Here is a 22,356-nt window from a genome sequence, read left to right as displayed (position 1 = left end):
GGCGTGGCACGGGACGCGTGGTGCCAAGCGCGCAAGGAGTGGCGTCGATGGCAAATTCCGAAGAGTGCAGGCCCGACCCGAGACCGGGCCACGGCGTAGCGGCGCTCGCCGAGGATCTGGAGGGCGTGATCGATCTGATACCGGTTCCGGTCGCGGTGTTCGACACCGAGATGCGGTTCGTCGCGGCTTCGGCGGCGTTTCTGGCGGCCTACGGGGGCGATATCGCACATGCCGTCGGGTCGGACCATGACGCGTTGCTGCCTAGGTTACCCGCAGCCTGCCGCGACGCGCGCGGCAAAGCGCTGGCGGGCGAAACCGTGCAGTGCGACGAGAGCCGCACGATGCGTCCCGATGGCCGCGAGGCGTGGACCCGCTGGACCGTCGCACCGCTGCGCCGCGCAGGACAAGTCGCGGGGATCATCCTGATCATCGAGGACATCAGCGCCGAAAGGGAATTTCAACAGCTGACGGACCTGCGCGCGGAAGAGATCATCGAGGCGATGAAAGCCGCGGGAATTGCGTTCTTCGAGATGGATTTCGACCGCGACACGCTCGTCGCGACGGAGCCCGCCCGGCAACTCCTCGAGACGCAGGAGGTGCCCGACAGCTTCGACACGTGGATTGCCCTCGCCGCGCCCGAAGATCGTGTGCGCCTGAAAGAGGCGCATCGCGCGGCGATCGACCCCACGGGCAGCCGGAAATTCTCCATCGAGTTCAAGCTCGCCCGCAGCGCCGAGCCCAAGGTGATCGAATTGCGCGGGAACATCCGCTTCGACGAGAGCGCCGACCCGCCCCGCCCGGTCGGCGCTATCGGCGCAATCCTCGACCGGACCGAGCGCGCACGGATTGCGGCGGCGATGGTGCGCGGGCAGCGGATGGAAACCGTAGGCCGGATGGCGGGGCTGATCGCGCATGATTTCAACAATCTTCTGACCGTCATCCTGTCCAATCTGGAGCTGGCGGCGCGCACCGAGATGGCCGATCTCGCGCGCGGGCATCTCGAACGCGCCATCGACGCGACGCGGATCGGCGCGGGGTTCAACCAGCGGCTGCTGGCGCTCGCGGGGGCGCGGACGCCCAAACCGGTGCGCTTCGGCCTCGATGCGCAGCTCGCAGAGACATGGACGCTTCTCGAGCGGGTGCTCGGAGAACAGGTGCATCTGCGTCTCTTGCCGGGCGCGGATCGAGGCCAGATCTACATGGATCGCGGGGAACTGGACGGAGCGCTGCTCAATCTCGTCATCAATGCCCGCGATGCGATTTCGGCGGCTGGCACCATCACGATCCGGACCGGCAGCGCGCAGCTCGACGTGCAGCAGGCAGGCGAAATCGAAGGCGCGCGCCCGGGCAGGTTCCTGACGGTTAGCGTGAGCGATACCGGCCACGGCATGACGCCGGATGTGCGGCGGCAGGCGCTCGATCCGTTCTTCACCACCAAGGATGCGCGGGTCGGGAACGGGCTCGGGCTGACGAGCGTCGCGAGTTCGGTGGCGCGGGCGGGCGGTTTTCTCGACATCGACAGCGCCCCCGGCAAGGGCACGACGATCACGCTCTATCTTCCCGAGGTCGACGGGGATCCCATGCTCGCCGCAGCCGAAGATCGCGACGCGCTGCGGATGGGTGACGGTCAACTCGTGCTCGTGGTCGAGGACGATCCGCTGGTGCGCGAGACGGTTCTCGACCGGCTGGAAGCCTTGGGATACGCGGTGATCGAGGCCGGGAATGCGCATCAGGCGCTGGAGCAGATCGAGGCGGGCGAGCCGGTGGATCTGCTGTTTTCCGACATCGTCCTGCCCGGCAGTTGCTCGGGCTTCGACCTGGTCGATCGGGTGCGCGCCCGAGACCCCCGATTGCCGGTGCTTCTGACTTCGGGGCATGCATCGGAGAAATTCGCCGGGCGTCCGAAGGTCGAGCAAGAGATCGAATTGCTCACGAAACCCTATTCGCTCTCGACGTTGAGCGCAGCCGTCGCGCGCGCGCTCAACCCCGACGCGCCTCCTGGTTGATCTGCCCGGTGAAGACATAGCCCACGCCGCGCACCGAGCGGATCATCCGGGGCGACGCGTCTCCCGGTTCGATCTTGCGCCGCAGCCGGGCGATATGGGTGTCGATGGTGCGGTCGTAGGGCGACCAGTCGCGCCCGTGCAGAGCCCGGTTGATATCGTCGCGCGAGAGCACCTGCGCCGGGCGGCTGAGAAACAGCTCGAGCAGTTTCGTCTCGGTTCCGGTCAGGTCCTCGCGGCGCCCGTCGCGATGCTCGATCACACCCCGACGCAGGTCGATGCTGCTGTGATCGATATGGAGCCGGTCGACCGGCACGGCCCGCGTCCGGTATCCCTCGAGCACGCGGCGGATGCGGATCACCACTTCGCGCGCGGCAAAGGGTTTGACGATATAGTCGTCCGCCCCCGCCTCCAGCCCGCGTACCCGATCTAACGGCTGACCATATCCCGTGATGAAGACGACCGGAATGTTTCTGCGCCCGCGCAGAACCCGGGCCAAGGCAAACCCGTCATCGGCGCCGAGCCCCAGATCGAGCGTCACGAGGTCGATGCCGCCCGTTTCGATCTCGCGCAACATGCCGGCCGCGTCTTGCGCCTCGCGCACCGCCCAGCCTTCCGCCTCGAGACACTCCCGCAGCGCCGCACGCACGGCGGCATCATCTTCGACGATAAGAATTGTCTGCCGTTCCACAGGCGCCTCCTCCGAAGGTACGCCATGATCCCTTCGCCCTGCCGGTTCTGTCTTTGACCGTGATCAAGCAACGAAACGGGGCGCGGGCAATTAACGTTGAGCGCCGCGTGATCATCGGCCCCTCGCCAAAGCCGTTGAGCCGGTCGGTGCCTTGGCGCGAGACATGTCGGAAAATCACCGGTTGGACGGGACGCGAGTATACGGCCGTCGTGTGCGAGGGAACTCGGCCCCAGAATGCGCAGCGCGCGCTTCCGATGTGGAAACGCGCGCTACTCCCCCCAACAGACCTGCAAGCAGTGTCGTTTTATCGACCCCAACCGCCCGCGCGGCCTGCACCCGTTCCCATGCCGCCAACTCTCAATTGCGTCGCTCCATCAGCAGGGCGACCAGCAGCCCGGTCCCCACCATCCCCAGCAGCACCCCGGCCCACGGCACGGGATGGCTGCGCACGCTGCGGCGCAGGTCGTGCTGCGCCTCGGTGAGCGCCTCGCGCATCTCAAAGACCGCGTCGCGGGCATCTTCCACGAACTCGTGGCCGCGCCGCGTCGCTTCGGCGCCAAGATCGCTGGCCCGCAACCGGCCATGACGACGCAGCGCCTGCGCCAGTTCCGTCACATCCTCGCGCAGATCTTCGAGATCGGAGCGGATCGCCTCGACTGCCAGACGCTCGTGTTCCTCGATATCGGCGCGGTCGGGCGTGTCTTCGCTGGAGGACTTGGCCATGACACTTCTCCTCTGATCGGGTTCGACTCCGTGCGGCAGGGTCAGGATGCGAAGCCGCGAGGCGGCGCGCATTGATCGCTGTCACTGCAAAATGCAAATCCGCGGGTCACGTCACCTTCAGCGCCTCCTGCAGTTTTTCGCGGAACTGGTTCGGCGAAAGGCTCGCAAGGTTAGAGCGGATTTCGCGGCTCACGCGCGCCGCGAGGGAATCGGGCATCGCCTCGCGCATCGCGCCGAGCATGCGTGGCGGCGCGACGAGGACGAGCGTGTCGAACTCTCCCTCCCCGAGGCTGCGTTCGAGGCGGTCGCTCAGATCGCGGGCGAAGGCGAGTTCCTGAACATGGCTCGGATCACCATGCGGCGCCATCGCGGCCCGCCGCCCGGGCGATCCGATCGCGAAACTGCGCCCGGCCCGGTCGCGGTCTCGGTCGCGCGGGCGTGCATGTGGCGATTCAAGCTCGAAGACCAGCGCATGGCCCTCGGCATCGGCTAGCACATGCGCGCTGGCAGAGTTCATCACCACGATCCATTCGATTTTCTTCGGCTGGGGCATCGGCTCACCTATTTCGAAAACAGCACCGGCAGATGGGAAGTCTCCAACAGGCGCGTCGTCACCGCGCCGATCACGAAATCATAGAGGCGCGAATGACCGAACGCGCCGACGGCGATCAGCTCGGCGCCGCGTTCGCGCGCGGTATGCAGCAACTCGTCGCCCGCCTCCGACGTCGTTTTCATCCGGTCGAGAAGCGTCACGTCATATCCGCGCCGGTCGAGCGCCGTCGCCAGATCGTCGCGCAGATCGTCGACCGCCTGCCGCTCTCCCCCGGAGGGCGACACCGAGAGCAGATCGATCCGCGCACCGCTGGCCGCAAGATAGAGCATGTCATGCGCCGCACGCATCGCCTCGCGGCTGCAGGAAACACCGAGAAGAACGTGCCGCGCGGGCCGCTCCAGCTTTGCGGTCTCGCTCACCACCAGCACCGGACGTCCGGTCTGGCGGATCAGTTGCTCCTGCAGACGGATGTCGCTCGCGCGGCCGGCATGGGGCGGCACCCGCGCCGAGACGACCAGATCGGCGGCGCGGCAGCTATCGACGAGAAAGTCGACCAGCGCGTCGCGCGTGTCGACCGGGCTGCGGAACTCTCCCTGCACATCCTCCGCCGTCAGCGCGTGCTCGAAGGTTTCGCGGATCGCGGCGGCCTCCTTGCGCTGCCAGTCGAGGAATTCGGGGTAGATAATCGGATCGCTCGCCAGATCGCCCCCCAACAGCGGCAGCGGCTCGACTCCATGCACCCCGATCAGATGGGCGTTGAAACCGCGACACAACGCGGCCGTCATCGGGGCGAGCCATCGGGCGTCGTCGGTCTCGAGAAAGGCGGCGGCAACGGTGCGCGGAATCATCTTCGGGCCCCTGAGTGGCTGGCATCGCGCCGAGACTGCGCCGCTGCGGGCGATGCGGCATTGATCGCGCGCAACGTCGGAGCGGTTCGGAACCATCGGTCCGCCGCGCCCCCTATGCGCGCCGTCAATGCGCAAGCCGCACCGGTCGTGACAGCTTCGATGGCGTTCTACCAAGACACTTCGCATGGGAGATCCAGCATGACACCACAAGCCACCGAGATCGGCGTCAAGCACGAGAGCGCCCCGCCGACGAGCAAGCCCCCGAGCGCCGAAACAACGGCGAAACTTCCAGCCTCCAGCGCCGCCCCGCCCGCGCGGGGGCGCGATGTCTTCGCGATGCTGCGTTCCGAGATCGACCGCCTGTTCGACGACTTTGCGCGTCCCGGAGCCGGATGGCCGCGCGCCCTGACCCTGCCGTCGGGCTTCGGCGACCTTTCGCTCTCCGCGCCCGCGATGGATTTCGTCGCGAATGACGGGAGCTACGAGCTGCGCGTCGACATGCCCGGGCTCAAGCCCGAGGAGATTGAGCTCAAGCTCGACGACGGACGCCTGAAGATCCGCGGAGAAAGCTCCAGCAAGCGCGAGACGCATGAGGGCGACTACGTCGTGCAGGAACGGAGCTCCGGCAGGCTCGAACGCACGATCACCTTGCCGCGCGGGGTCGATCCAGACCGCATCGACGCGGTTCTGAGCGACGGGGTTCTGACCGTGACCCTGCCGAAAACCACCGAAGCGCGCGAGAAAGACCGCCGCATCGCGGTCAAGGCGCAATAATTGCGCATGACCGGAGGCTTGCCCCGTGCGCCGCAACCGTTCGGCGCGCGGGGCCGCCCCAAATCTGGAAGGACAATCCTGCTGATCGCGGAATATCTCGCGAGTATCCAAAGCTGAGGCAGTGTCTTCAGTACTTCGACCGGGAGGTTCGACCGATGAAAGTGACCGGTCTGAGCGCCATCGACCACGCCCCGCAAATCGTGGCGGAATGGCTCAACGATCTGGAATATCGTCTGGACAACAAGGATCGCAGCCACGCCTATCTGCTGCTGCGTACCACCTTGCATGCGATCCGCGATTTCCTGACCACCGCGGAAGCGGCCGATCTCGGGGCGCAGCTTCCAGTGTTGCTGCGCGGCATCTACTATGACGGTTTCGTGCCCTCCCGCCAGCCCGCGCATCCGCGCAATCGCGATGCCTTCGTGGCGAGGGTCGCGGAGGCGTTCGCAGACCGCCCGCTCGACGATCCCGAAGCGGAGGTGGCGGCGGTGTTCGATCTGTTGCACGAGCGGATTTCCGAGGGCGAATACCGGCAGGTGACGCAGGCGATGCGTCATTCGTTGCGCAGCCTCCTGGCCTGATCGCGCCGCTGGGCCGCTATGCCGGATCCTTGCCCAAGGGGCGCGCCCGCGCCTTCGCGAGAATTTGCGTGACCTCGGCGTCCGGCACCTGATCGAAATAGGTGTAATAGGCCCCGACCGCTCCGAAGAATTCCACCTCGAGCGGGCAGACCACGCGGTCGGCCTCGGTGCGGATCGCCTCCATCGCGTCGGTGGCGCCGACCGGGGTCGCACAGACCAGCTCGGCTGGACCGGCGGCGCGCACTGCCCGCAACGCCGCGCGCATCGTGGCCCCCGTGGCCACCCCATCATCCACGAGGATCGCGACCCGCCCGGCCAGCGGCAGCCCCGGGGCCCCGTAAAGCTTGATCCGGTCCGCGATCACCTCGCGTTCGCGGGCCGCGAGGCGCTCCAGCGTCGCCGCGTCGCAGCCGGTGGCGCGGATCACGTCCGCGTTGCGCACGATCACCTCGCCGCGAAGACCCGCGATCGCTGCAAGCGCCACTTCGGGATTGCTGGGCGCGCCGAGCTTGCGCACGAAGACGAGGTCCAGCGGCAGATCGAGACGCTCCGCGATCTCCCACGCGATCGGCACCCCACCGCGCGGCAGGGCGAGCACCACCGCGTCGCGCCCGCGATAGGCGTCGAGCTTTCGGGCGAGGATGATCCCCGCCTCCCTCCGGTCGGTGTAACCTTCGAAATCGGACATCCGGATGAGCCTCTGCAGGGGCGTATTCGACCGTAAGCCTGCCGTGCCCTCCGGCCCGTGGCATTGATTTCGAACAACGAGGGCGGATTTGTTTTCGCTCTGCTGGGTCTTGCGCAGCCCGCGCCCGGCGCAAAGAATTTCGGGACGATCTCGCGCGGGGCCCTAAGTCGATTTGAAGCGCAGACCGCCCCGCCCTCACCGCGGGCCCGACAGGAGGAGACCATCGTCATGAGTTTGAAAGATAACCGCATTCTCGTCGTCGGCGGTTCGTCCGGCATCGGCTTCGGCGTGGCGCAGGCGGCGCTCGCGCGCGGCGCGCAGGTGACCATCGCCTCCCGCTCGGCTCAGAAGATCGAGGATGCCTGCAAACGGCTGGGCGGCAACGTCGCGGGCGTCACGCTCGATACCGGCGACGCCGCCGCGCTGGAGGCGTTTTTCGCGGAGCGCGAAGCGTGGGAACATGTCTACTGCTCGGCAGCGAGCACCAAGGTCGCGGCGGTGAAGGAGTTGCCGCTGGAGGACGCGCAGGCCTCGTTCGAGTCGAAGTTCTGGGGCGCTTATCGGCTCGCTCGTGCGGCGAAGATCGGCCACGGCGGCTCGCTCACCTTCACCTCGGGCTTTCTGTCGCAGCGGCCCAAGACGGGCGCGGCGATCCAGGGCGCGATCAATGCCGGCCTCGAGGGGCTGACCCGTGGCCTCGCGCTGGAATTCGCGCCGGTGCGGGTTAACTGCATCTCTCCCGGGCTGGTGAAAACCGAGATGTACGAGACCCTTGAAGGCGACAGCCGCCGCGCGATGTTCGACAATGCCGCGGACCGCCTTCCTGCGGGTCGCGTGGGCCTGCCCGAGCATATCGCGATTCAGGCGCTCGCCCTGATGGACAACCCTTACATGACCGGCACCACCGTCTTCGTCGAAGGTGGTGGGCTGCTGGTCTGAGCAAGCGAAAGGACCTCCCATGAAACGCACAGCTCTCGGAACGACCGGCTTCGAGATCGCCCCCATCGTCTTCGGCGGCAATGTCTTCGGCTGGACGCTCGACGAGGTCGCAAGCTTCCGCATTCTCGACGCTTTCATCGACCACGGCTTCGACGCGATCGACACCGCCGATGTCTATTCGAAATGGGCCGAGGGCAATGCGGGCGGCGAGTCCGAGACGGTTCTTGGCCGCTGGTTCGACGCACGCCCCGGAATGCGCGACAAGGTGAAGCTGTTCACCAAGGTCGGCTCGGATATGGGCGGCCCGGGCGAGAAAGGCCTCGGCGCGGAGTGGATTTCCAAAGCCATCGACCGGTCGCTGGCGCGGCTGCGCACCGATCACGTCGATCTCTATTTCTCGCATTGGCCCGATGACAGCGTGAGCCATGCCGAGACGCTGGGCGCCTATGACAAGCTTCTCAAAGCGGGCAAGATCGGCGCGATCGGAGCGTCGAATTACGATGCCGCCATGCTGAAAGCGGCGCTGGAGACTGCCGATAGCGAGGGGCTGCCGCGCTATCAGGTGATCCAGCCGGAATATAACCTTTATGACCGCGAGGCTTTCGACGGGCCGTTGCGCGATCTCTGTGTCAGCGAGACTATCGGGGTGGTCACCTATTTCTCGCTCGCCGCCGGGTTCCTGTCGGGCAAGTATCGCTCGAAAGCCGATCTGGAAGGCCGCAAGCGCGGCGGGATGGTCGAGAAATACCTCACCGATCGTGGCATGGCGCTTCTCGACGTGCTCGAAGACGTGGCGAGCCAGAAAGGCGCGAAACCCGCCGAGGTGGCCATCGCCTGGCTGATCAACCGGGAGGGCGTCAGCGCCCCGATCGCCAGCGCTACCAGCATCGAGCAGGTGGAAAGCTTCGCGAAGGCCGCGGAGATGACGCTCAGCGACGAAGAGATGCGCCGCCTCACAGACGCGGGCGCCTGATCGCCTTCTTTCGGGTGGCCCGCCGGGCCGCCCGCTTCTCCCCTCCTGCCCGGACGCCGTTCACATGTATGAAACCGTTTTGCTGATCGTCGCGGCGCTGGTCGTCGGCATGTCGAAGGGAGGGCTGTCGTCCGCTGCGGCCATCGCGGTGCCAATGCTCGCGCTGTTCATGAACCCGGTGAAGGCGGCAGCCACGCTACTGCCGGTCTATATCGTGACCGACTGGGTGGGCGTCTGGCTCTACCGTCACCATTTTTCCAGGCGGAACCTGTTCATTCTCGTGCCCGCGATGCTTGCCGGCGTCGCCATCGCGACCGTGATCACGCCCTACACGCCGGAATGGGCGTTGCTCATCTTCACCGGGCTGATCGGGATATGGCATGTCGGGCGCGCCTGGCTGAAACGGCATGACGACAGCCAGGCCGAGGCCAAGGTGATCCCGGGGCTGTTCTGGGGGACGCTGACCGGGATCGCGAGCTTCATCACCCATTCCGGCTCGCCGCCTGCGCAGGCCTACCTGCTGCCGCAGAAGCTGCCCAAGCTGGAATTCGCAGGTACCATCGCCATCGCCTTCGCCATCGGAAATATCGTGAAACTGCCCGCCTATTGGGTGATCGGTCAGCTCGACGGGCTGAACTGGCCCCTTGTCGCGGGGCTGGCCGTGGCGGGGATCGCAGGAACCGTTGCGGGGCGTTGGCTGACCGCGCGGCTGTCGCAGCAACTCTACATGCGGGTTATCCAGATCATGCTGGCGGTGCTGTCGGTCCTGCTGCTGATCCGCGGCGCGACGCAGGTGATGTGATCAGCGCGGCGGGTAATGGCTGCGCAGCGCCATCGCGTCCTGCCCGATCAGCCGCGTGACCGAATTCCCGTCCTCCGAGAAAATCGAGCTTTGGGTGTAATACGGATCTTCCAGATCGGTCGAGAAACCGAGCGATTGCACGATCTCTTCCAGCACGACCGAGCGGATATCGCGCATCTGGATGTCCCGGCTGAAGGCGATATCGGCATCCATGATCCGGCCCGTGTTGGTCTGCCAGTAGAAGGTCACCTTCGCGACCGTGCCCGGTCCCAGTCGCCGGCCATTGAGCCGCATCGATGGTGTGCCGCGCACCGTGCCGCCCACGGGCGTGTCGGTCAGGTAGAGCTTGATATCGGCGGGACGCGCCCCGGCATAGCTAAGGTGCAACGCAGCGCCGGTCTTGTTGATCTGCGCGATCGCGGCGCGGGCGGCCTGTTCGATGGCATGGGCGCGCTTGGCGGGAAAATGCTGTGAGCGGAAGGCGAGGCCGACCGTCAGATCGCGGCATTTGCTGGCCGCCCAGCGGCGGTAGGGCAAGGTGCACGCGCCCCCGGGCCGCGCGGCGCAGGCCATCGCGCGATAGAAGTCGCGGTCGCTCATCTTGCCGGAATTGGCGATGTTCCGGTCGGCGCCGGTGTCGCTCGCCCAAGCGGGGGCCGCAAGGTTCAGTGCAAGTGCGAGGCAAGTCGCGCCCGGGATCAGACCGAACGCAATTCTAAGTTTTCTCTCAAACGCTTGCAGACCGATCTTAAAGTCCCCTCTTAACTCAGAACCGAACAGGCGCGGCGGGTTGCGAGCGCGTAACCTTCGATCCCGAAGCCTGCCAGAACCCCCTCCGCCCGTTGCGAGATGTAGGAATGATGGCGGAAGCTTTCCCGCTTGTGAACATTGGAAATATGCACTTCGAAGACCGGGCCTTCGAAAGTGTTGAGCGCGTCGAGGATCGCGACGGAAGTGTGGGTGTAGGCCCCCGCATTGATCACGATGGCGCAGGCCTCGTCGCGCGCATGGTGAATCTGCTCGACGATTTCGCCCTCGAAATTCGACTGGAACAGCGCGACATCGAAGCCGCGGGGCTGCGCCTCCTCGCGGCAAATCCGCTCCACGTCCCCGAGCGTGTCCGAGCCGTAGATCTCGGGCTGGCGCTTGCCCAGAAGGTTCAGGTTCGGGCCGTTGAGGATATGGATTGTCTTCGACATTCTGCGCTCCGAGTGGCGCGTGAGGCAGGCGCGCCCTGCCCCTCGCGCGGATCAATTTCCCCAAGCTATAGTGCCTTGCGCGGCCCTCCGTCCAGCAAAAGGGCGTGATCGGTTGCGGCGGCGAGCGGTTGCTGACACCACGACATCCGCAAGCGCATCCTAGATCCCCGCCTCGGCCTTGCTGAACAGTTGCGGCGGCGGATGTCGCGCGACCAATGCGATGGCCACTCCGCCCCCGTCCAGCGTGCGAAAACAAATCGCACGTAGCGGCCGCCAAGGACTTGGCAGCGGGGCCGTTTTCGCCCACTCTGTCGGCGAGGGCTGAAGGCGATGGCGTCGCCAGCGCGTTGCGCGCCCGCCCGATCACCCGTCCTGTACGCCGGGATCTTGCTTTGTCGCAGCGCGCGACGGGGGAAGATCGTCCCTCGGCGCGTTGCGGCCTCTGATAAGGAAGAGTGCCGATGGACCGTCCTGCTTTTTACCGATTTCACCAAGGCAAGCGCATCCTGCCCTTCGCTGCCAGCGAATACGAGGCGCGGCTCGCGGGTCTCCGCGCGGCGATGAGCCAAGCGGGCATTGATGCCTGCCTGTTCACTTCGATGCATAACATCGCCTATTACTCGGGTTTTCTATACTGCGCCTTTGGGCGGCCCTACGCGCTGGTCGTGACGCCAAGCGACAGCGTGACTATCTCGGCGGGGATCGATGCCGCGCAACCGTGGCGGCGCGGCCATGGCGACAATATCACCTATACCGACTGGGCGCGGAACAATTACTGGCGCGCGATCGCCTCCGTCACCGGCAAACGCCGCGTGCTGGGCATCGAGTCCGATCACCTGACGCTGGCGCAGGCGGCGCTTCTGCAGGATTTCCTCGAGCCGACCGAGACCCGCGACATCGCCCCCGCCACGATGCGGCAACGGATGCACAAATCGCCCGCCGAGATCGCCCTGATCCGGCAAGGAGCCGCGGTCGCGGACGTGGGTGGCTATGCTATCCGCGAGACGATCCGCGAAGGCGTGCGCGAGATCGACGTGGCGATGGCGGGCCGCGACGCGATGGAGTTGGAAATCGCCAGGCGATTTCCCGACGCCGAGTATCGCGATACCTGGGTCTGGTTCCAGTCGGGCATCAACACCGACGGCGCGCATAACCCGGTGACGGGGCGCGTTTTGCAGCGCGGCGATATCCTGTCGCTCAACACCTTCCCCATGATTTCAGGCTATTACACGGCGCTAGAGCGCACGCTGTTCGTGGGCGAAGTTGACGACGCCTCGCGCGCGATCTGGGAGGCGAATGTCGCCGCCCATGAATACGGGATGAGCCTTCTGAAACCCGGGGCGAGTTGCGCCGAGGTGACCGAGAATATCAATGCCTTCTTCGCCGAGCGTGACTTGCTGCAATATCGCACCTTCGGCTATGGCCACAGCTTCGGCGTGCTGTCGCATTACTACGGGCGCGAAGCGGGGCTGGAGTTGCGCGAGGATATCGACACGGTGCTGGAGCCCGGAATGGTGATCTCGATGGAGCCGATGCTGACGATCCCCGAGGGCCAGCCCGGCGCGGGCGGCTATCGTGAGCACGACATCCTCGTGATCACCGAGAACGGCAACGAGGACATCACAGGCTACCCCTACGGGCCGGAGTTCAACGTAGTGGGATGACGTGACCGGCACGTGGGCGGCCCGGCTGCCCGCGCGCTACAAAAGCCCGAAGCGCAATGCGATCGCCACGGCTTCGGCGATCGTCCGGGCGCCGAGTTTGCGGCGCAGGTTGGCGCTGTGCATATCGATTGTCGGCATGGCCAGATCGAGGTCATGGGCCAGCTGATCGCGCCTGCGGCCGCGGATCATCCCGTGCAGGACATCGCGCTCGCGCGGGGTCAGGTGAATCCTGTCGCGCGGTGCATCCACCAGATCGCGAAGGGCTGTCTCTTCCTCGCTCGTGACGATGACGAGGACCCGGCGCCCGCCATCTGTGCGCGGCAGAAGGTTCAGTCGCAGCCTCGGAATGATCCGCCCGTCCGCTCCACGCATCTGCGGCAGATCGAGCGAGCCCGCCGCGCTTTTACCAGCATCGGTCGCCCGTCCGATCGCGCGTCGCAAGGCAGGTTGCGCCGCCCCGCGCGCCCGCAGCACACGCTGGAAATTCAGCACGAGAAGCGGGTGGATTTCTATCAGCGTCTCCGCCATCCCGTTCATCCGCACAAGGCGGCCCTCGTGATCGAGCTCGAAAATCGGGGCGTCGTCGAGCAGGCTGTTATCAGACGCGGTGACCTGCTGGATACTGGCGCGATGAAGCTCCCGACGGATCTTGTGCAGCCGCCCCAGATCCTGGACATGCGCGCCGAGAGTCTTCATCTCGGGGTCGGTGAAATCCCCCCCGCGCTTGCCCTTGTGGAACGCCGTGGCGACCAGACCGTCGCGGGTGCTTTGCATCATCGCGATACACCAGTAGCGATCGACACCGTTCTTCACGATGAAATCGTTATACATTTCGCTGTGTTCGAACTCCTGCGCGCTCACGTGGTCCGACAAACGAAACAGCCCAGTTCCACACTTCTCCGGCGTGCCATGGGCCAACCAGGGGTCGTGCCCCTCGAAGGAATTGTAGTCGAGATTGGCCTCCGCCTGGGTTCCGGCGGTAATTTCGCGATAGTCGCCGGGATGGAGCCAGATGAAGACCGCGGAGGGAATGTCGATCTCCCGCGCCATCATGCTGGGCAGCAACGTGAACAACTCGTCGTCAAGCGCGGCGTCGTAGATCTCGTGATGCGATATGAGATGTGACATCGGATCAGGTCAGTCGTCGCGGGCGGACCATTGGTGACATGATGTGCGTTTCTTGAAAAACGACGCGCAGAAACGAACCCGGCATTGGCCCCCCAAACTTTTCAAACAACCGCCAATCGGACCGTCGAGCCTGCACCCGACTGCGACGAAGCTGAAATGCTCACCGATTATGTTTTTTGACATAAAGCACCGACTCTTCCTCAAAAATCAAGCTTGAGGGAAAAAGCGCAATCGACCGAGTTCGTCGTGTAGAGCGCGACATTCGACCGGGTGCGCCGCGCCGTGCAAGAAATTCTGGGTGTTTGACCGAGGATTTTCACCCGCTTCAACTCCAGGCTCAGACCGAGGCTTGCCGCCCGGTCGCGGCGATGCACGCCAACGATCGGAAAGGCGGCATCATAGCGGCGCTCGCCATAGCTGAGCGACAGCCCGCCCCGTACGCCCGCGATCAAGGGGCGCTCGAAACCCACGCGCAATTCGGCGCCGGAATAGCGGTGATAGTCCGTCCGGGGCACGGCGCGCTCCAGCCTCAGGCCATAGCTCAGGGCACCGCGCCGCCCCACCCGCATCCGGCGTGCGAGATCGACGTAATATCTCGGCCCGCTCAGGTAGGACTTCTCGCCATAGCTGGCATATTCGCCGCCCAGCCGGAAAACCGTGCGCCCGTCCGCCACGGACCGCCACGCCTTCGCGAACCGGACTCCGCGCGTGAGATTGTCCGACGTGATGTCTTGCGACCCGCCGCCATAGCGCCTGTCGCGGACGAACGCCTCGACCGACCAGGGCCCGCGACGGCCGAGATGCTCATATTGCACCGCAAGGCCGGGCTCGGAATAACGCAATGTCGCAGTGTGGTACCACGCCCCCGCATAAGAGGCGCGAAACCGGATGCGATGACCCGGGCGCGGCTGAATGAACCAGTCGAGATTGGCGCCATAGCCGAGCCCCAGGCCGGAGGTCTCGTTGCCGCCATCTTTGATCAGGAAGGTCCCGAAATCTGTCACGAGGTAACGCTCCGAGGCGACATGATCGACATTGCTGCTCGGCAGGATCGAGGCGGTGGCGGAGAAGCGCAGCGGATGCGCGCGATCGAGCGCCTGCCACGCCGCGAGAAGCGCGCCTTCGTGCTTTGGATCCTTGGCGAGCGCGTAACGCAGGAACGCCTCGTTGCGGCGCACGGAGCCAAGTTTCCTGAAGCTTTGCTGCAACCCGGCCTGCGCCGGAGAAAATTCCGGATGGCGCGACGCGATTTCGCCGAAAATCAGCAGCGCCCGCCCCGGTTTGCCCTGCGCGAGCTGCGCATTCGCCACGCCGAGCCAATCCGAAACCGTCTGTTCGGCGAAGCTACGCGTCGGCAAGAGCGTGGAGGTGACAAGCGCGAAGGCGAGCCAGATCAGGAGGAAGGAAGAACGGTATCGCATCGCGCTTGTCGTTTGCCTCTCGGCGAGACGGAAAGAGACCGGACGCAGAACGTCCGGCCTGTGCAGGAAAAGCCCCGCCTCAATTCTCGGTGGCGTAATAGGCGCCGCCGAGATTGGTGTTAGGATCACTGCCTGCCTCGGTCATCGTGCCGGAGACGACGTCACCCACGGCGGTCAACACGTTCCCGTTGTTGGCGTCCGTATAGAAGCCGCCGTTCATTTTCAGATCGAAATCTGCGCCGGGCGAGGTGCCATCCGACATCGTGCCCGTCGCGGTCGCGGCCATGGTCGAGCCGGTAACCGTGCCCGCAACGTCGAGCGAGCCCGTCACATCGGCTTCTTTCGTCAGGACGTCGCCGCTGTAGATGCCGAAGTTCGTTCCCTTGCCGGTCAGCTTTCCCGCGCCAAAATCGACATCCATTGCCAATTTTCCGATTACCGTCGTCGAGGCGTCGTCTGGATTGACGTTGTCGATGCCCATGTAGCCCGACATCGAGGCCTGCCCTTCGGGCGCAGTCGCGGTCATGGTCTGGCCATTGAGCCTCGAAAGATAGTCATTAGAGGTTACATCGACGTTTTGGGCCTCTGCCGAGGTCAAGGCCCCGGAAGACCCGTTGCTGCTGTTGCAGGCAGCCAGCGCAAGACAGGCGGCTGACGCCGCGAGCGCGAGTTTGAATGTCATGAGAATACCCCGATTTTTTGGTGTTTTGTCACGGCCCAAGCACACGAACCGATCACGCGCATTTCATGTCACGGCACCGAAAGCTCGCAACCTATGAGAACTTATAGGGTTCTGCGAAATTGGCGCCCGAGCGCCCTCCACAGTCCCGAAATCACGAAAACGTGCAAACCTGCGTAAACCTTGGTTTCTCGGAGATGAAGGAACGGGATGGCGCGGCATTTCGGGACATTCGACCATGCCCGGCATCGCCCGGAACAAACTGCGCACAGCGCACGGGACGGATCGGAGCGCATTGCAAAGAACGCAACGGTCCATCGGCGAAAGGCGCGCTTCGAATGCACCGACGATGCTGGCCAGGAAAAACGTCATCGGCTCCGTCCCGACCGCTGAATCAAGCCCCGCCAACTGGATCAGCAGAACTGCAGCACCTTCTGCCGCGAAGCGTTCACCACAAACATCGTCCCGCCCGTCCATGACGTGCGAGTCGACGCTGGCCCCCGCGACGCGAGAGATCGGGCTCCCGCGGCGCAGCGTAAACTGCGGCGCAAAGCCTCGCTAGGCGCTTGAAAACAGGGGCTTGAAAGGGGGTAATGGCGGAGCGGAAGGGATTCGAACCCTCGAGACGGTTTCCCGCCTACACACTTTCCAGGCGTGCGCCTTCGACCACTCGGCCACCGCTCCGCCGGCGGGTTTATCCGCAAATCCGGGAGGGATGCAAGAGCCGAAACGGAATAATGCGAAGGACATTAAAAAGCCCTGAAAACACGCGGGTTCGGCGCTTGCGCGCCTGCCCGGTGGCTCCTAGCATAAGAAAATCAGGTTACGCCCCCGTCAGGGGCAGGCACAGGAAGATGATGAAGATGAAGGACACTCCCGATGAGGGCCGCCCCGCCCTGATCGATGGGCGCGCATTCGAGCCGCGCGCGCTCACCAACGTGCTTCTCGGCATCATCGCCTTCGCGCTGGCGCTGTTCCTGATGGTGCAGGCGAAATTCATCCTGATCTCTCTGGCCATCGCGATCATCCTGTTCTCGCTGACCTCCGAGGCGATCAATGCGGTCGGGCGGCTCCGGATCGGGCCGGTCTCGATCCCGCCGCGTCTGGCGTCGCTGGTGGCACTGGCGCTGATCGCGGGCGGGCTGCTCACGCTGAGCGCGGTGCTGATCTCGCAGGTGAACACGGTCGTGACGATGGTGCTGAACTATGCGGGCCCCGCGCAGCAGGCGATCGCGCAACTCTTCGGCTGGATGGGCCCCGAGGTTGAGCAATCGGTGCTGGAATCGATGCAGAGCATTCAGGTCGCAGGGTATCTGACCACCCTGGCGGGTCAGGCCTCGAACCTGCTTTCGGCCACGATCCTGATCATTCTGTTCGTGGGCTTCCTGTTCGCCGAGCGGATCTGGTTCGACGCGAAGCTGAACTCGCTGATGGGGGATCGCGCCAGCGCAGAGCGGATCGCGCGAATGGTCGGCACGATCATGCGCCGGGTGAACCACTATCTGCTGGTCAAAGCCATCGTCAGCGCCGTCACGGCGATTGCGGTCTACGGCGTCTTCACCGTGGGCGGCTTCGACTTGGCGCTCCCGGTTGCGATCATCACCTTCGCACTGAACTTCATCCCCTCGATCGGCTCGATCATCGCGACGGTTATCGCGACGCTCGCGGTCTATGTGCTGACCCAGAACCCCTACTCGGCGGGCACGGTGCTCGTCGCGGTCGGCATCCTGCAATTCGTGATCGGCAACGTGATCGACCCGATGCTGATGGGCCATGCGCTGCGGCTGTCGAGCTTCGGGATCATCATCTCGCTTGCCTTCTGGGGCGCGGTCTGGGGGCTTCCGGGGATGTTCCTCGCCGTGCCGATCATGGTGGCGCTGATGATCATCTGTTCGCAAAGCCCGCGTCTGCGTCCGCTCGCGGTGCTGCTGTCGCGCGAAGGTCTGCCGGACATGGAACATTGAAGGCCGCTGACAGCCAACGGGGATTGGATTGAAGGGCGCAAGGCTTAGATAGGGAGGTAAGGAGACGCCATGACCATTCCCTTCGACAACAGCTATGCCCGCCTGCCCGACACGTTCTTCGAACGTCAGCCGCCCCAACCGGTGAAAGCGCCGGAACTGGTGCTGCTGAACCGCGACCTTGCCGACCGTCTGGGCCTGGATGCCGATTGGCTGAAGGGCCCCCAAGGGCTCGAGATGCTGGCCGGCAACACGATGCCCGAGGGCGCGGAGCCGATCGCGCAGGCCTATGCGGGGCACCAGTTCGGTGGCTTCGTGCCGCGTCTGGGCGATGGGCGTGCTGTGCTGCTGGGTGAAGTGGTCGCGCCCGATGGCGTGCGCTTCGATCTGCAACTGAAAGGCGCCGGGCGCACCGCGTTTTCGCGTGGCCGCTCTGACGGGCGGGCGTGGCTCGGTCCGGTGTTGCGCGAATATGTCCTGAGCGAAGCGATGGCGAAGCTTGGCGTGCCGACGACTCGCGCGCTCGCCGCCGTGCGCACGGGCGAAACCGTTGTGCGCGATGCCTCGGGGCGTCCCGGGGCGATCCTGACCCGCGTCGCGCGCAGCCATATCCGCGTCGGCACCTTCCAGTATTTCGCGGCGCGCAATGATCGCGATGGATTAAGAACGCTCCTCACTACGTTGATAGATAGACATTATCCGGAATGTGAGACGCCGCTCGAAGTCCTGCGTGCGGTAGCGGCGAAGCAGGGCGAGCTCGTCGCGAAATGGATGGCGCTCGGCTTCATTCATGGCGTGATGAACACCGACAACATGGCGCTGTCGGGCGAGACGATCGACTATGGCCCCTGCGCCTTCATGGACCATTACCATCCGGGGCGGGTCTTCTCCTCCATCGACCAACAGGGCCGCTACGCCTATGCGCGCCAGCCGCAAGTGGCGGTCTGGAACCTTGCGCAATTCGCGACCTGCCTGATGCCGCTGATCGGCGACGACGATGCCGCGATCGAACGGGCGAGTGCCGCCGTCGACAGCTTCATCGGCGTCTATCAGGGCGAATGGCTGCGGCTGATGGGCCGCAAGATCGGCCTCGCTGAGGCGACCGAGGAAGACCTGCCGCTCATCGAGGACCTGTTGAACCGCATGGCGACCGAGAAAGCCGATTTCACGCGTATCTTCAGCGCGTTGCGGCGCGATCCTAAGACGGCGGGTCAAGAGTTCACAGAGCCGATGGCATTCGATCTCTGGCGCGAGGGATGGGAGAAGAGGATCGCGAGCGAAGACGATCCGCGCGCCGTCATGGAGATGGCGAACCCGCTGCGCATTCCGCGCAACCACCGGGTCGAGGAGATGATCGCGGCCGCGGTCGATGGTGATGACGGTCCACTCCACAGGCTTATGGAGGCGCTGGCGGACCCCTATGCGGAAGATCCGCGTTACGCCTCGTATGAAGACGCCCCGAAGCCCGACGAACGGGTCTTCCGGACCTTCTGCGGCACATGAAGATCACCCTGTAAGGCACTCAGAAAAATGACACTTCGGATCGCTTCCTACAATCTGCACAAATGCGTGGGGACCGATCGCAAGCATGACCCGGCGCGGATAGTGAACGTTATCAATGCGCTGCACGCCGATGTGATCGCCTTGCAGGAAGTCGACAAGCGCATGGGCGAGCGGCCAGCGGCACTGCCGCAAAAGCTGATCGAGGAAGAGACCGATTTCATCCGCCACGACATGCCCCGCACCACAGCCGCCTCGCTGGGCTGGCATGGGCAGGTCGTGCTGGTCCGGCGTGGCTCCCGGGTGCTGGGGATCGAGCCGGTTACCCTGCCCGGTCTCGAGCCGCGCGGCGCCATCGCGGTGAACATCGCCCCCGACAGCGGCGCGCCCTTCCTGCTGATCGCGGCGCATCTTGGGCTGCGGCGGAGCGACCGGCGCGCACAATGGACCCGGATCGCCGAGATCATGGCCGGGGTGAAGCCGCATCCGGCACTCGCCATCGGCGATTTCAACGAATGGCGCGAACGCCACGGCTTTGAAGCGCTGACCGGCTTTCACATCCATGCCCCGGGCGCGACCTACCCCTCGCGCGCCCCGATCGGCCGGCTCGACCGGATCGTGACCTCGCCCGGAATCCGGGTGGTGCGCAAGGGTGTGCTGGATACGCCACTGGCACGCGTGGCCTCGGATCACCTGCCGATCTGGGCCGATATCGGCGGTATCGTCACCCGGGCGCATCCCCGCGCCTGACACCCTGCTTGAAGGCCGATCACAGGCGCGCTAGGTGGGCCTTGACCATCCGGTCAGGAGCGCCCCATGACACCCGAACCCACCGAGAACGACAATCTGCGCGGCTCGATGCTGATGATCCTCGCGATGGCGGGGTTCGCGCTCGAGGATATGTTCATCAAGATGCTCGCGGGCGACTGGCCGGTGGGGCAAATTCTCACCGCCGTGGGGCTTGGCGGCGCGACGATCTTCGCGGTGCTCGCCAAGCTGAAGGGCGAGCGCATCTTCACCCGCTCGCTGCTTTCCTCTGCGCTCTGGATGCGCAACGCCGGCGAGATCGTCGGCACCGGATTCTTCGTCTCCGCCGTGGCTTTCACGCCGCTCGCCCAAGCCACCGCGATCCATCAGGCGACTCCGCTTGCGACCACGCTCGGCGCCGCGATCTTCCTGAAGGAACGGGTCGGCTGGCGCAGGCTTTCGGCGATCCTGATCGGGTTTCTCGGCGTGATGATCGTGATCCGGCCCGGCACGGACGAATTCTCGATGCTCTCACTTCTCGCGGTCGGCGCGGTCATCGGCCTGTCGATGCGCGATGTCACCACGCGGCGCGTGCCGCGCGACGTGACCTCGCTGCAGGTGGCGACACTCGGCTTCTTCTGCGTGTTGCCGCTGGGGCTCCTGCTGCTGGCCGTGCTGCCAGAGCCGCTCGTCACGCCCGCACCGATGGATTGGCTCTACCTGCTCGGCGCGCTCGCGATCGGGCCGGTGGGCTATTACGCCCTGATCGCCTCGGTGCGGCTGGGCGAAATCGCGGTGATCATGCCGTTTCGCTATTCGCGTCTCGCCTTCGCCGTCGTGATTTCGACCGTCGTCTTCGCCGAGCCCCCGGATCGCTGGACGCTGATCGGCGGGGCGGTGATTGTGGGCTCGGGCCTCTATGCGCTGTGGCGGCAGGCGAAACTGCGCAGGGAAGGTCGCCGTTAGCGGTAACATTTCTTCCAGAAATTGCCCTTACGGCCTTTTCGCAGGCGCAGCACGGGTGTATGCACCTAGCCAAGCATCAACCGGAGCCCGAGGAGAGCGCCCCCATGAGCACCATCATCGACATCCACGCCCGCGAGATTCTCGACAGCCGTGGCAACCCCACCGTCGAAGTCGACGTCATCCTCGAAGACGGAACGATGGGCCGTGCGGCCGTGCCGTCGGGCGCCTCCACCGGCGCGCATGAGGCGGTCGAGCGCCGCGACGGCGACAAGGCCCGCTACATGGGCAAAGGCGTACTGGAAGCGGTCATGGCCGTGAACGGCGAGATCGCGGAGAACCTCGTCGGCGAGGACGTCATCGAGCAAGTCGAGATCGACCGCGCGATGATCGAACTCGACGGCACCGAGAACAAGGGCCGCCTCGGCGCCAACGCGATCCTCGGCGTCTCGCTCGCCTGCGCGAAAGCGGCCGCCGAGTTCTCGACCCTGCCACTTTACCGTTATGTCGGCGGCACCTCGGCCCGCGTCCTGCCGGTGCCGATGATGAACATCATCAATGGCGGCGAGCATGCCGACAACCCGATCGACATCCAGGAATTCATGATCATGCCGGTCTCGGCGGGCAATATCCGCGACGCGGTGCGCATGGGCTCGGAAGTATTCCACACGCTGAAGAAAGAGCTCTCGGCCGGCGGCATGTCCACGGGTCTGGGCGATGAGGGCGGGTTTGCTCCGGAACTCAGCTCGACCACGGCCGCGCTCGACATCATTCTCAAGTCGATCGAGAAAGCGGGCTACAAGCCGGGCGAGGACATCTACCTCGCGATGGATTGCGCCTCGACCGAATATTACAAGAACGGCAAATACGAGATGAAGGGCGAAGGCCTGTCGCTGACCTCGGAAGAGAATGTCGACTATCTCGAGAAGCTGCTGGGGGCCTATCCGATCATCTCGATCGAAGACGGCATGGCCGAGGACGATTGGGAAGGCTGGAAGCTCCTGACCGAGCGTCTGGGCGACAAGGTGCAGCTGGTGGGCGACGATCTCTTCGTGACCAATCCGACGCGTCTGGCCGATGGCATCAAGCAGGGCGTCGCGAATTCGATGCTGGTGAAGGTCAACCAGATCGGCACCCTTACCGAGACCCTGCAGGCCGTCGATATGGCGCACCGCGCAGGCTACACCAACGTGATGAGCCACCGTTCGGGCGAGACCGAGGACGCGACCATCGCCGATCTCGCGGTCGCCACCAACTGCGGTCAGATCAAGACCGGCTCGCTGGCGCGTTCGGACCGCCTCGCGAAATACAACCAGCTGATCCGCATCGAGGAATCGCTGGGCGAGACCGCGGAATATGCGGGTCGTTCGATCCTGCGCTAAGCGCGTCTTGACGTGAGACACCCAGGCCCCCGGCGGAGCACGCGCTTCGCCGGGGGTTTTCGTTTCGCCTTCGGCGAGGATATTTGGGCCAAGCCGAAGGGGCGATTGCGTTGCGCCCTTATCCGCGTCACTGTCGG

22 protein-coding genes and 1 tRNA gene are annotated in these 22,356 nt (G+C 65.0%); 12 read left to right on the top strand and 11 right to left on the bottom strand.

Going from position 1 to position 22,356, the window contains the following annotated elements; all coding sequences use genetic code 11:
- The first annotated feature begins 47 nt into the window (after window positions 1–47).
- A complete protein-coding gene (locus tag B6V73_RS00395; protein ID WP_168174841.1) occupies window positions 48–2,006 on the top strand; it encodes a PAS domain-containing sensor histidine kinase in 1,959 nt (652 codons plus the stop codon).
- On the opposite strand, the gene B6V73_RS00390 is transcribed toward B6V73_RS00395, so the two are convergent.
- From B6V73_RS00390 to B6V73_RS20375, 4 genes are all read right to left on the bottom strand, one after another.
- Complete coding sequence (locus B6V73_RS00390; protein ID WP_088718716.1) at window positions 1,981–2,694, bottom strand: response regulator transcription factor; 714 nt, start codon at window positions 2,692–2,694, stop codon at window positions 1,981–1,983. The two genes, B6V73_RS00395 and B6V73_RS00390, sit on opposite strands and share 26 nt — an antisense overlap.
- A gap of 357 nt (window positions 2,695–3,051) precedes the next feature.
- Window positions 3,052–3,417 carry a hypothetical protein gene (locus B6V73_RS00385; RefSeq protein WP_075776582.1) on the bottom strand — a complete coding sequence of 122 codons (366 nt, stop codon included), beginning with the start codon at window positions 3,415–3,417 and terminating at the stop codon, window positions 3,052–3,054.
- Between the two features lie 106 nt (window positions 3,418–3,523).
- Window positions 3,524–3,970 carry a host attachment protein gene (locus B6V73_RS00380; protein ID WP_075776583.1) on the bottom strand — a complete coding sequence of 149 codons (447 nt, stop codon included), beginning with the start codon at window positions 3,968–3,970 and terminating at the stop codon, window positions 3,524–3,526.
- Window positions 3,971–3,978: 8 nt separating this feature from the next.
- Complete coding sequence (locus B6V73_RS20375) at window positions 3,979–4,818, bottom strand: universal stress protein (protein ID WP_168174840.1); 840 nt, start codon at window positions 4,816–4,818, stop codon at window positions 3,979–3,981.
- A gap of 198 nt (window positions 4,819–5,016) precedes the next feature.
- On the opposite strand from B6V73_RS20375, the gene B6V73_RS20645 reads away from it, so the two are divergent.
- Both B6V73_RS20645 and B6V73_RS00370 read left to right on the top strand, forming a co-directional pair.
- Window positions 5,017–5,592: an Hsp20/alpha crystallin family protein gene (locus B6V73_RS20645; RefSeq protein WP_168174839.1), complete on the top strand. Its 576-nt coding sequence runs from the start codon at window positions 5,017–5,019 to the stop codon at window positions 5,590–5,592.
- A gap of 155 nt (window positions 5,593–5,747) precedes the next feature.
- Window positions 5,748–6,173, top strand: coding sequence for a DUF2267 domain-containing protein (locus B6V73_RS00370; RefSeq protein WP_088724239.1), 426 nt, complete (start codon window positions 5,748–5,750; stop codon window positions 6,171–6,173).
- A 16-nt stretch (window positions 6,174–6,189) separates the two neighbouring features.
- On the opposite strand, the gene B6V73_RS00365 is transcribed toward B6V73_RS00370, so the two are convergent.
- Complete coding sequence (locus B6V73_RS00365) at window positions 6,190–6,861, bottom strand: phosphoribosyltransferase family protein (protein WP_088724238.1); 672 nt, start codon at window positions 6,859–6,861, stop codon at window positions 6,190–6,192.
- A gap of 228 nt (window positions 6,862–7,089) precedes the next feature.
- On the opposite strand from B6V73_RS00365, the gene B6V73_RS00360 reads away from it, so the two are divergent.
- From B6V73_RS00360 to B6V73_RS00350, 3 genes are all read left to right on the top strand, one after another.
- Window positions 7,090–7,800 (top strand): SDR family oxidoreductase, encoded by a 711-nt coding sequence (locus tag B6V73_RS00360; RefSeq protein ID WP_088724237.1) that lies wholly within the window; start codon window positions 7,090–7,092, stop codon window positions 7,798–7,800.
- Between the two features lie 19 nt (window positions 7,801–7,819).
- Window positions 7,820–8,773, top strand: coding sequence for an aldo/keto reductase (locus B6V73_RS00355; RefSeq protein ID WP_075776588.1), 954 nt, complete (start codon window positions 7,820–7,822; stop codon window positions 8,771–8,773).
- Between the two features lie 64 nt (window positions 8,774–8,837).
- Window positions 8,838–9,575: a sulfite exporter TauE/SafE family protein gene (locus B6V73_RS00350; RefSeq protein WP_075776589.1), complete on the top strand. Its 738-nt coding sequence runs from the start codon at window positions 8,838–8,840 to the stop codon at window positions 9,573–9,575.
- On the opposite strand, the gene B6V73_RS00345 is transcribed toward B6V73_RS00350, so the two are convergent.
- Both B6V73_RS00345 and aroQ read right to left on the bottom strand, forming a co-directional pair.
- Window positions 9,576–10,175, bottom strand: a complete 600-nt coding sequence (locus tag B6V73_RS00345) for a DUF2927 domain-containing protein (protein WP_075776590.1) — start codon at window positions 10,173–10,175, stop codon at window positions 9,576–9,578.
- A 161-nt stretch (window positions 10,176–10,336) separates the two neighbouring features.
- Complete coding sequence (gene aroQ / locus B6V73_RS00340; protein WP_075776591.1) at window positions 10,337–10,774, bottom strand: type II 3-dehydroquinate dehydratase; 438 nt, start codon at window positions 10,772–10,774, stop codon at window positions 10,337–10,339.
- A gap of 461 nt (window positions 10,775–11,235) precedes the next feature.
- Here aroQ and B6V73_RS00335 point away from each other — a divergent pair, with 461 nt between their 5' ends.
- A complete protein-coding gene (locus B6V73_RS00335) occupies window positions 11,236–12,438 on the top strand; it encodes a M24 family metallopeptidase (RefSeq protein WP_088724236.1) in 1,203 nt (400 codons plus the stop codon).
- Window positions 12,439–12,474: 36 nt separating this feature from the next.
- Here the strand turns inward: B6V73_RS00335 and B6V73_RS00330 are convergent, their stop codons facing one another.
- From B6V73_RS00330 to B6V73_RS00310, 4 genes are all read right to left on the bottom strand, one after another.
- Window positions 12,475–13,566, bottom strand: coding sequence for a LuxR C-terminal-related transcriptional regulator (locus B6V73_RS00330; RefSeq protein WP_088724235.1), 1,092 nt, complete (start codon window positions 13,564–13,566; stop codon window positions 12,475–12,477).
- Between the two features lie 200 nt (window positions 13,567–13,766).
- Window positions 13,767–14,987: a surface lipoprotein assembly modifier gene (locus B6V73_RS00325; RefSeq protein ID WP_088724234.1), complete on the bottom strand. Its 1,221-nt coding sequence runs from the start codon at window positions 14,985–14,987 to the stop codon at window positions 13,767–13,769.
- A gap of 79 nt (window positions 14,988–15,066) precedes the next feature.
- Window positions 15,067–15,669 (bottom strand): hypothetical protein, encoded by a 603-nt coding sequence (locus tag B6V73_RS00320; RefSeq protein WP_088724233.1) that lies wholly within the window; start codon window positions 15,667–15,669, stop codon window positions 15,067–15,069.
- 591 nt (window positions 15,670–16,260) lie between these two features.
- Window positions 16,261–16,350: transfer RNA gene (locus B6V73_RS00310), tRNA-Ser, on the bottom strand.
- A gap of 179 nt (window positions 16,351–16,529) precedes the next feature.
- Here B6V73_RS00310 and B6V73_RS00305 point away from each other — a divergent pair.
- The 5 genes from B6V73_RS00305 to eno all read left to right on the top strand — a co-directional run bounded on the left by B6V73_RS00305 (window position 16,530) and on the right by eno (window position 22,219).
- The gene (locus B6V73_RS00305; RefSeq protein ID WP_240504078.1) at window positions 16,530–17,630 is read left to right on the top strand and encodes an AI-2E family transporter; all 1,101 of its coding nucleotides are present in this window, start codon (window positions 16,530–16,532) and stop codon (window positions 17,628–17,630) included.
- A gap of 69 nt (window positions 17,631–17,699) precedes the next feature.
- Window positions 17,700–19,130: a protein adenylyltransferase SelO gene (locus B6V73_RS00300; protein WP_088724231.1), complete on the top strand. Its 1,431-nt coding sequence runs from the start codon at window positions 17,700–17,702 to the stop codon at window positions 19,128–19,130.
- A gap of 27 nt (window positions 19,131–19,157) precedes the next feature.
- Window positions 19,158–19,877, top strand: a complete 720-nt coding sequence (locus B6V73_RS00295; protein WP_088718728.1) for an endonuclease/exonuclease/phosphatase family protein — start codon at window positions 19,158–19,160, stop codon at window positions 19,875–19,877.
- A 66-nt stretch (window positions 19,878–19,943) separates the two neighbouring features.
- Window positions 19,944–20,840, top strand: a complete 897-nt coding sequence (locus B6V73_RS00290) for a DMT family transporter (RefSeq protein ID WP_088724230.1) — start codon at window positions 19,944–19,946, stop codon at window positions 20,838–20,840.
- A 104-nt stretch (window positions 20,841–20,944) separates the two neighbouring features.
- Window positions 20,945–22,219, top strand: coding sequence for a phosphopyruvate hydratase (eno, locus tag B6V73_RS00285; RefSeq protein ID WP_088724229.1), 1,275 nt, complete (start codon window positions 20,945–20,947; stop codon window positions 22,217–22,219).
- The last annotated feature ends 137 nt before the right edge of the window (window positions 22,220–22,356 follow it).

Source organism: Thioclava sp. JM3, from assembly GCF_002213185.1.
GTDB classification, from domain to species: Bacteria; Pseudomonadota; Alphaproteobacteria; order Rhodobacterales; family Rhodobacteraceae; genus Thioclava; species Thioclava nitratireducens.
Note: the sequence above shows the minus strand (reverse complement) of the source record. Positions and strands in the feature narration are given on the sequence as shown.

Bases quoted from the DNA above. Each gene is read 5' to 3' on its own strand.
- aroQ (WP_075776591.1), bottom strand. From the start codon at position 10,774: ATGTCGAAGACAATCCATATCCTCAACGGCCCGAACCTGAACCTTCTG.
- B6V73_RS00345 (WP_075776590.1), bottom strand. From the start codon at position 10,175: ATGAGCGACCGCGACTTCTATCGCGCGATGGCCTGCGCCGCGCGGCCC.
- B6V73_RS00355 (WP_075776588.1), top strand. From the start codon at position 7,820: ATGAAACGCACAGCTCTCGGAACGACCGGCTTCGAGATCGCCCCCATC.
- B6V73_RS00295 (WP_088718728.1), top strand. From the start codon at position 19,158: ATGACACTTCGGATCGCTTCCTACAATCTGCACAAATGCGTGGGGACC.
- B6V73_RS00335 (WP_088724236.1), top strand. From the start codon at position 11,236: ATGGACCGTCCTGCTTTTTACCGATTTCACCAAGGCAAGCGCATCCTG.
- B6V73_RS00350 (WP_075776589.1), top strand. From the start codon at position 8,838: ATGTATGAAACCGTTTTGCTGATCGTCGCGGCGCTGGTCGTCGGCATG.
- B6V73_RS00395 (WP_168174841.1), top strand. From the start codon at position 48: ATGGCAAATTCCGAAGAGTGCAGGCCCGACCCGAGACCGGGCCACGGC.
- B6V73_RS00320 (WP_088724233.1), bottom strand. From the start codon at position 15,669: ATGACATTCAAACTCGCGCTCGCGGCGTCAGCCGCCTGTCTTGCGCTG.
- B6V73_RS20645 (WP_168174839.1), top strand. From the start codon at position 5,017: ATGACACCACAAGCCACCGAGATCGGCGTCAAGCACGAGAGCGCCCCG.
- B6V73_RS00380 (WP_075776583.1), bottom strand. From the start codon at position 3,970: ATGCCCCAGCCGAAGAAAATCGAATGGATCGTGGTGATGAACTCTGCC.
- B6V73_RS00305 (WP_240504078.1), top strand. From the start codon at position 16,530: ATGAAGGACACTCCCGATGAGGGCCGCCCCGCCCTGATCGATGGGCGC.
- B6V73_RS00360 (WP_088724237.1), top strand. From the start codon at position 7,090: ATGAGTTTGAAAGATAACCGCATTCTCGTCGTCGGCGGTTCGTCCGGC.
- B6V73_RS20375 (WP_168174840.1), bottom strand. From the start codon at position 4,818: ATGATTCCGCGCACCGTTGCCGCCGCCTTTCTCGAGACCGACGACGCC.
- B6V73_RS00330 (WP_088724235.1), bottom strand. From the start codon at position 13,566: ATGTCACATCTCATATCGCATCACGAGATCTACGACGCCGCGCTTGAC.
- B6V73_RS00370 (WP_088724239.1), top strand. From the start codon at position 5,748: ATGAAAGTGACCGGTCTGAGCGCCATCGACCACGCCCCGCAAATCGTG.
- B6V73_RS00325 (WP_088724234.1), bottom strand. From the start codon at position 14,987: ATGCGATACCGTTCTTCCTTCCTCCTGATCTGGCTCGCCTTCGCGCTT.
- eno (WP_088724229.1), top strand. From the start codon at position 20,945: ATGAGCACCATCATCGACATCCACGCCCGCGAGATTCTCGACAGCCGT.
- B6V73_RS00365 (WP_088724238.1), bottom strand. From the start codon at position 6,861: ATGTCCGATTTCGAAGGTTACACCGACCGGAGGGAGGCGGGGATCATC.
- B6V73_RS00290 (WP_088724230.1), top strand. From the start codon at position 19,944: ATGACACCCGAACCCACCGAGAACGACAATCTGCGCGGCTCGATGCTG.
- B6V73_RS00300 (WP_088724231.1), top strand. From the start codon at position 17,700: ATGACCATTCCCTTCGACAACAGCTATGCCCGCCTGCCCGACACGTTC.
- B6V73_RS00385 (WP_075776582.1), bottom strand. From the start codon at position 3,417: ATGGCCAAGTCCTCCAGCGAAGACACGCCCGACCGCGCCGATATCGAG.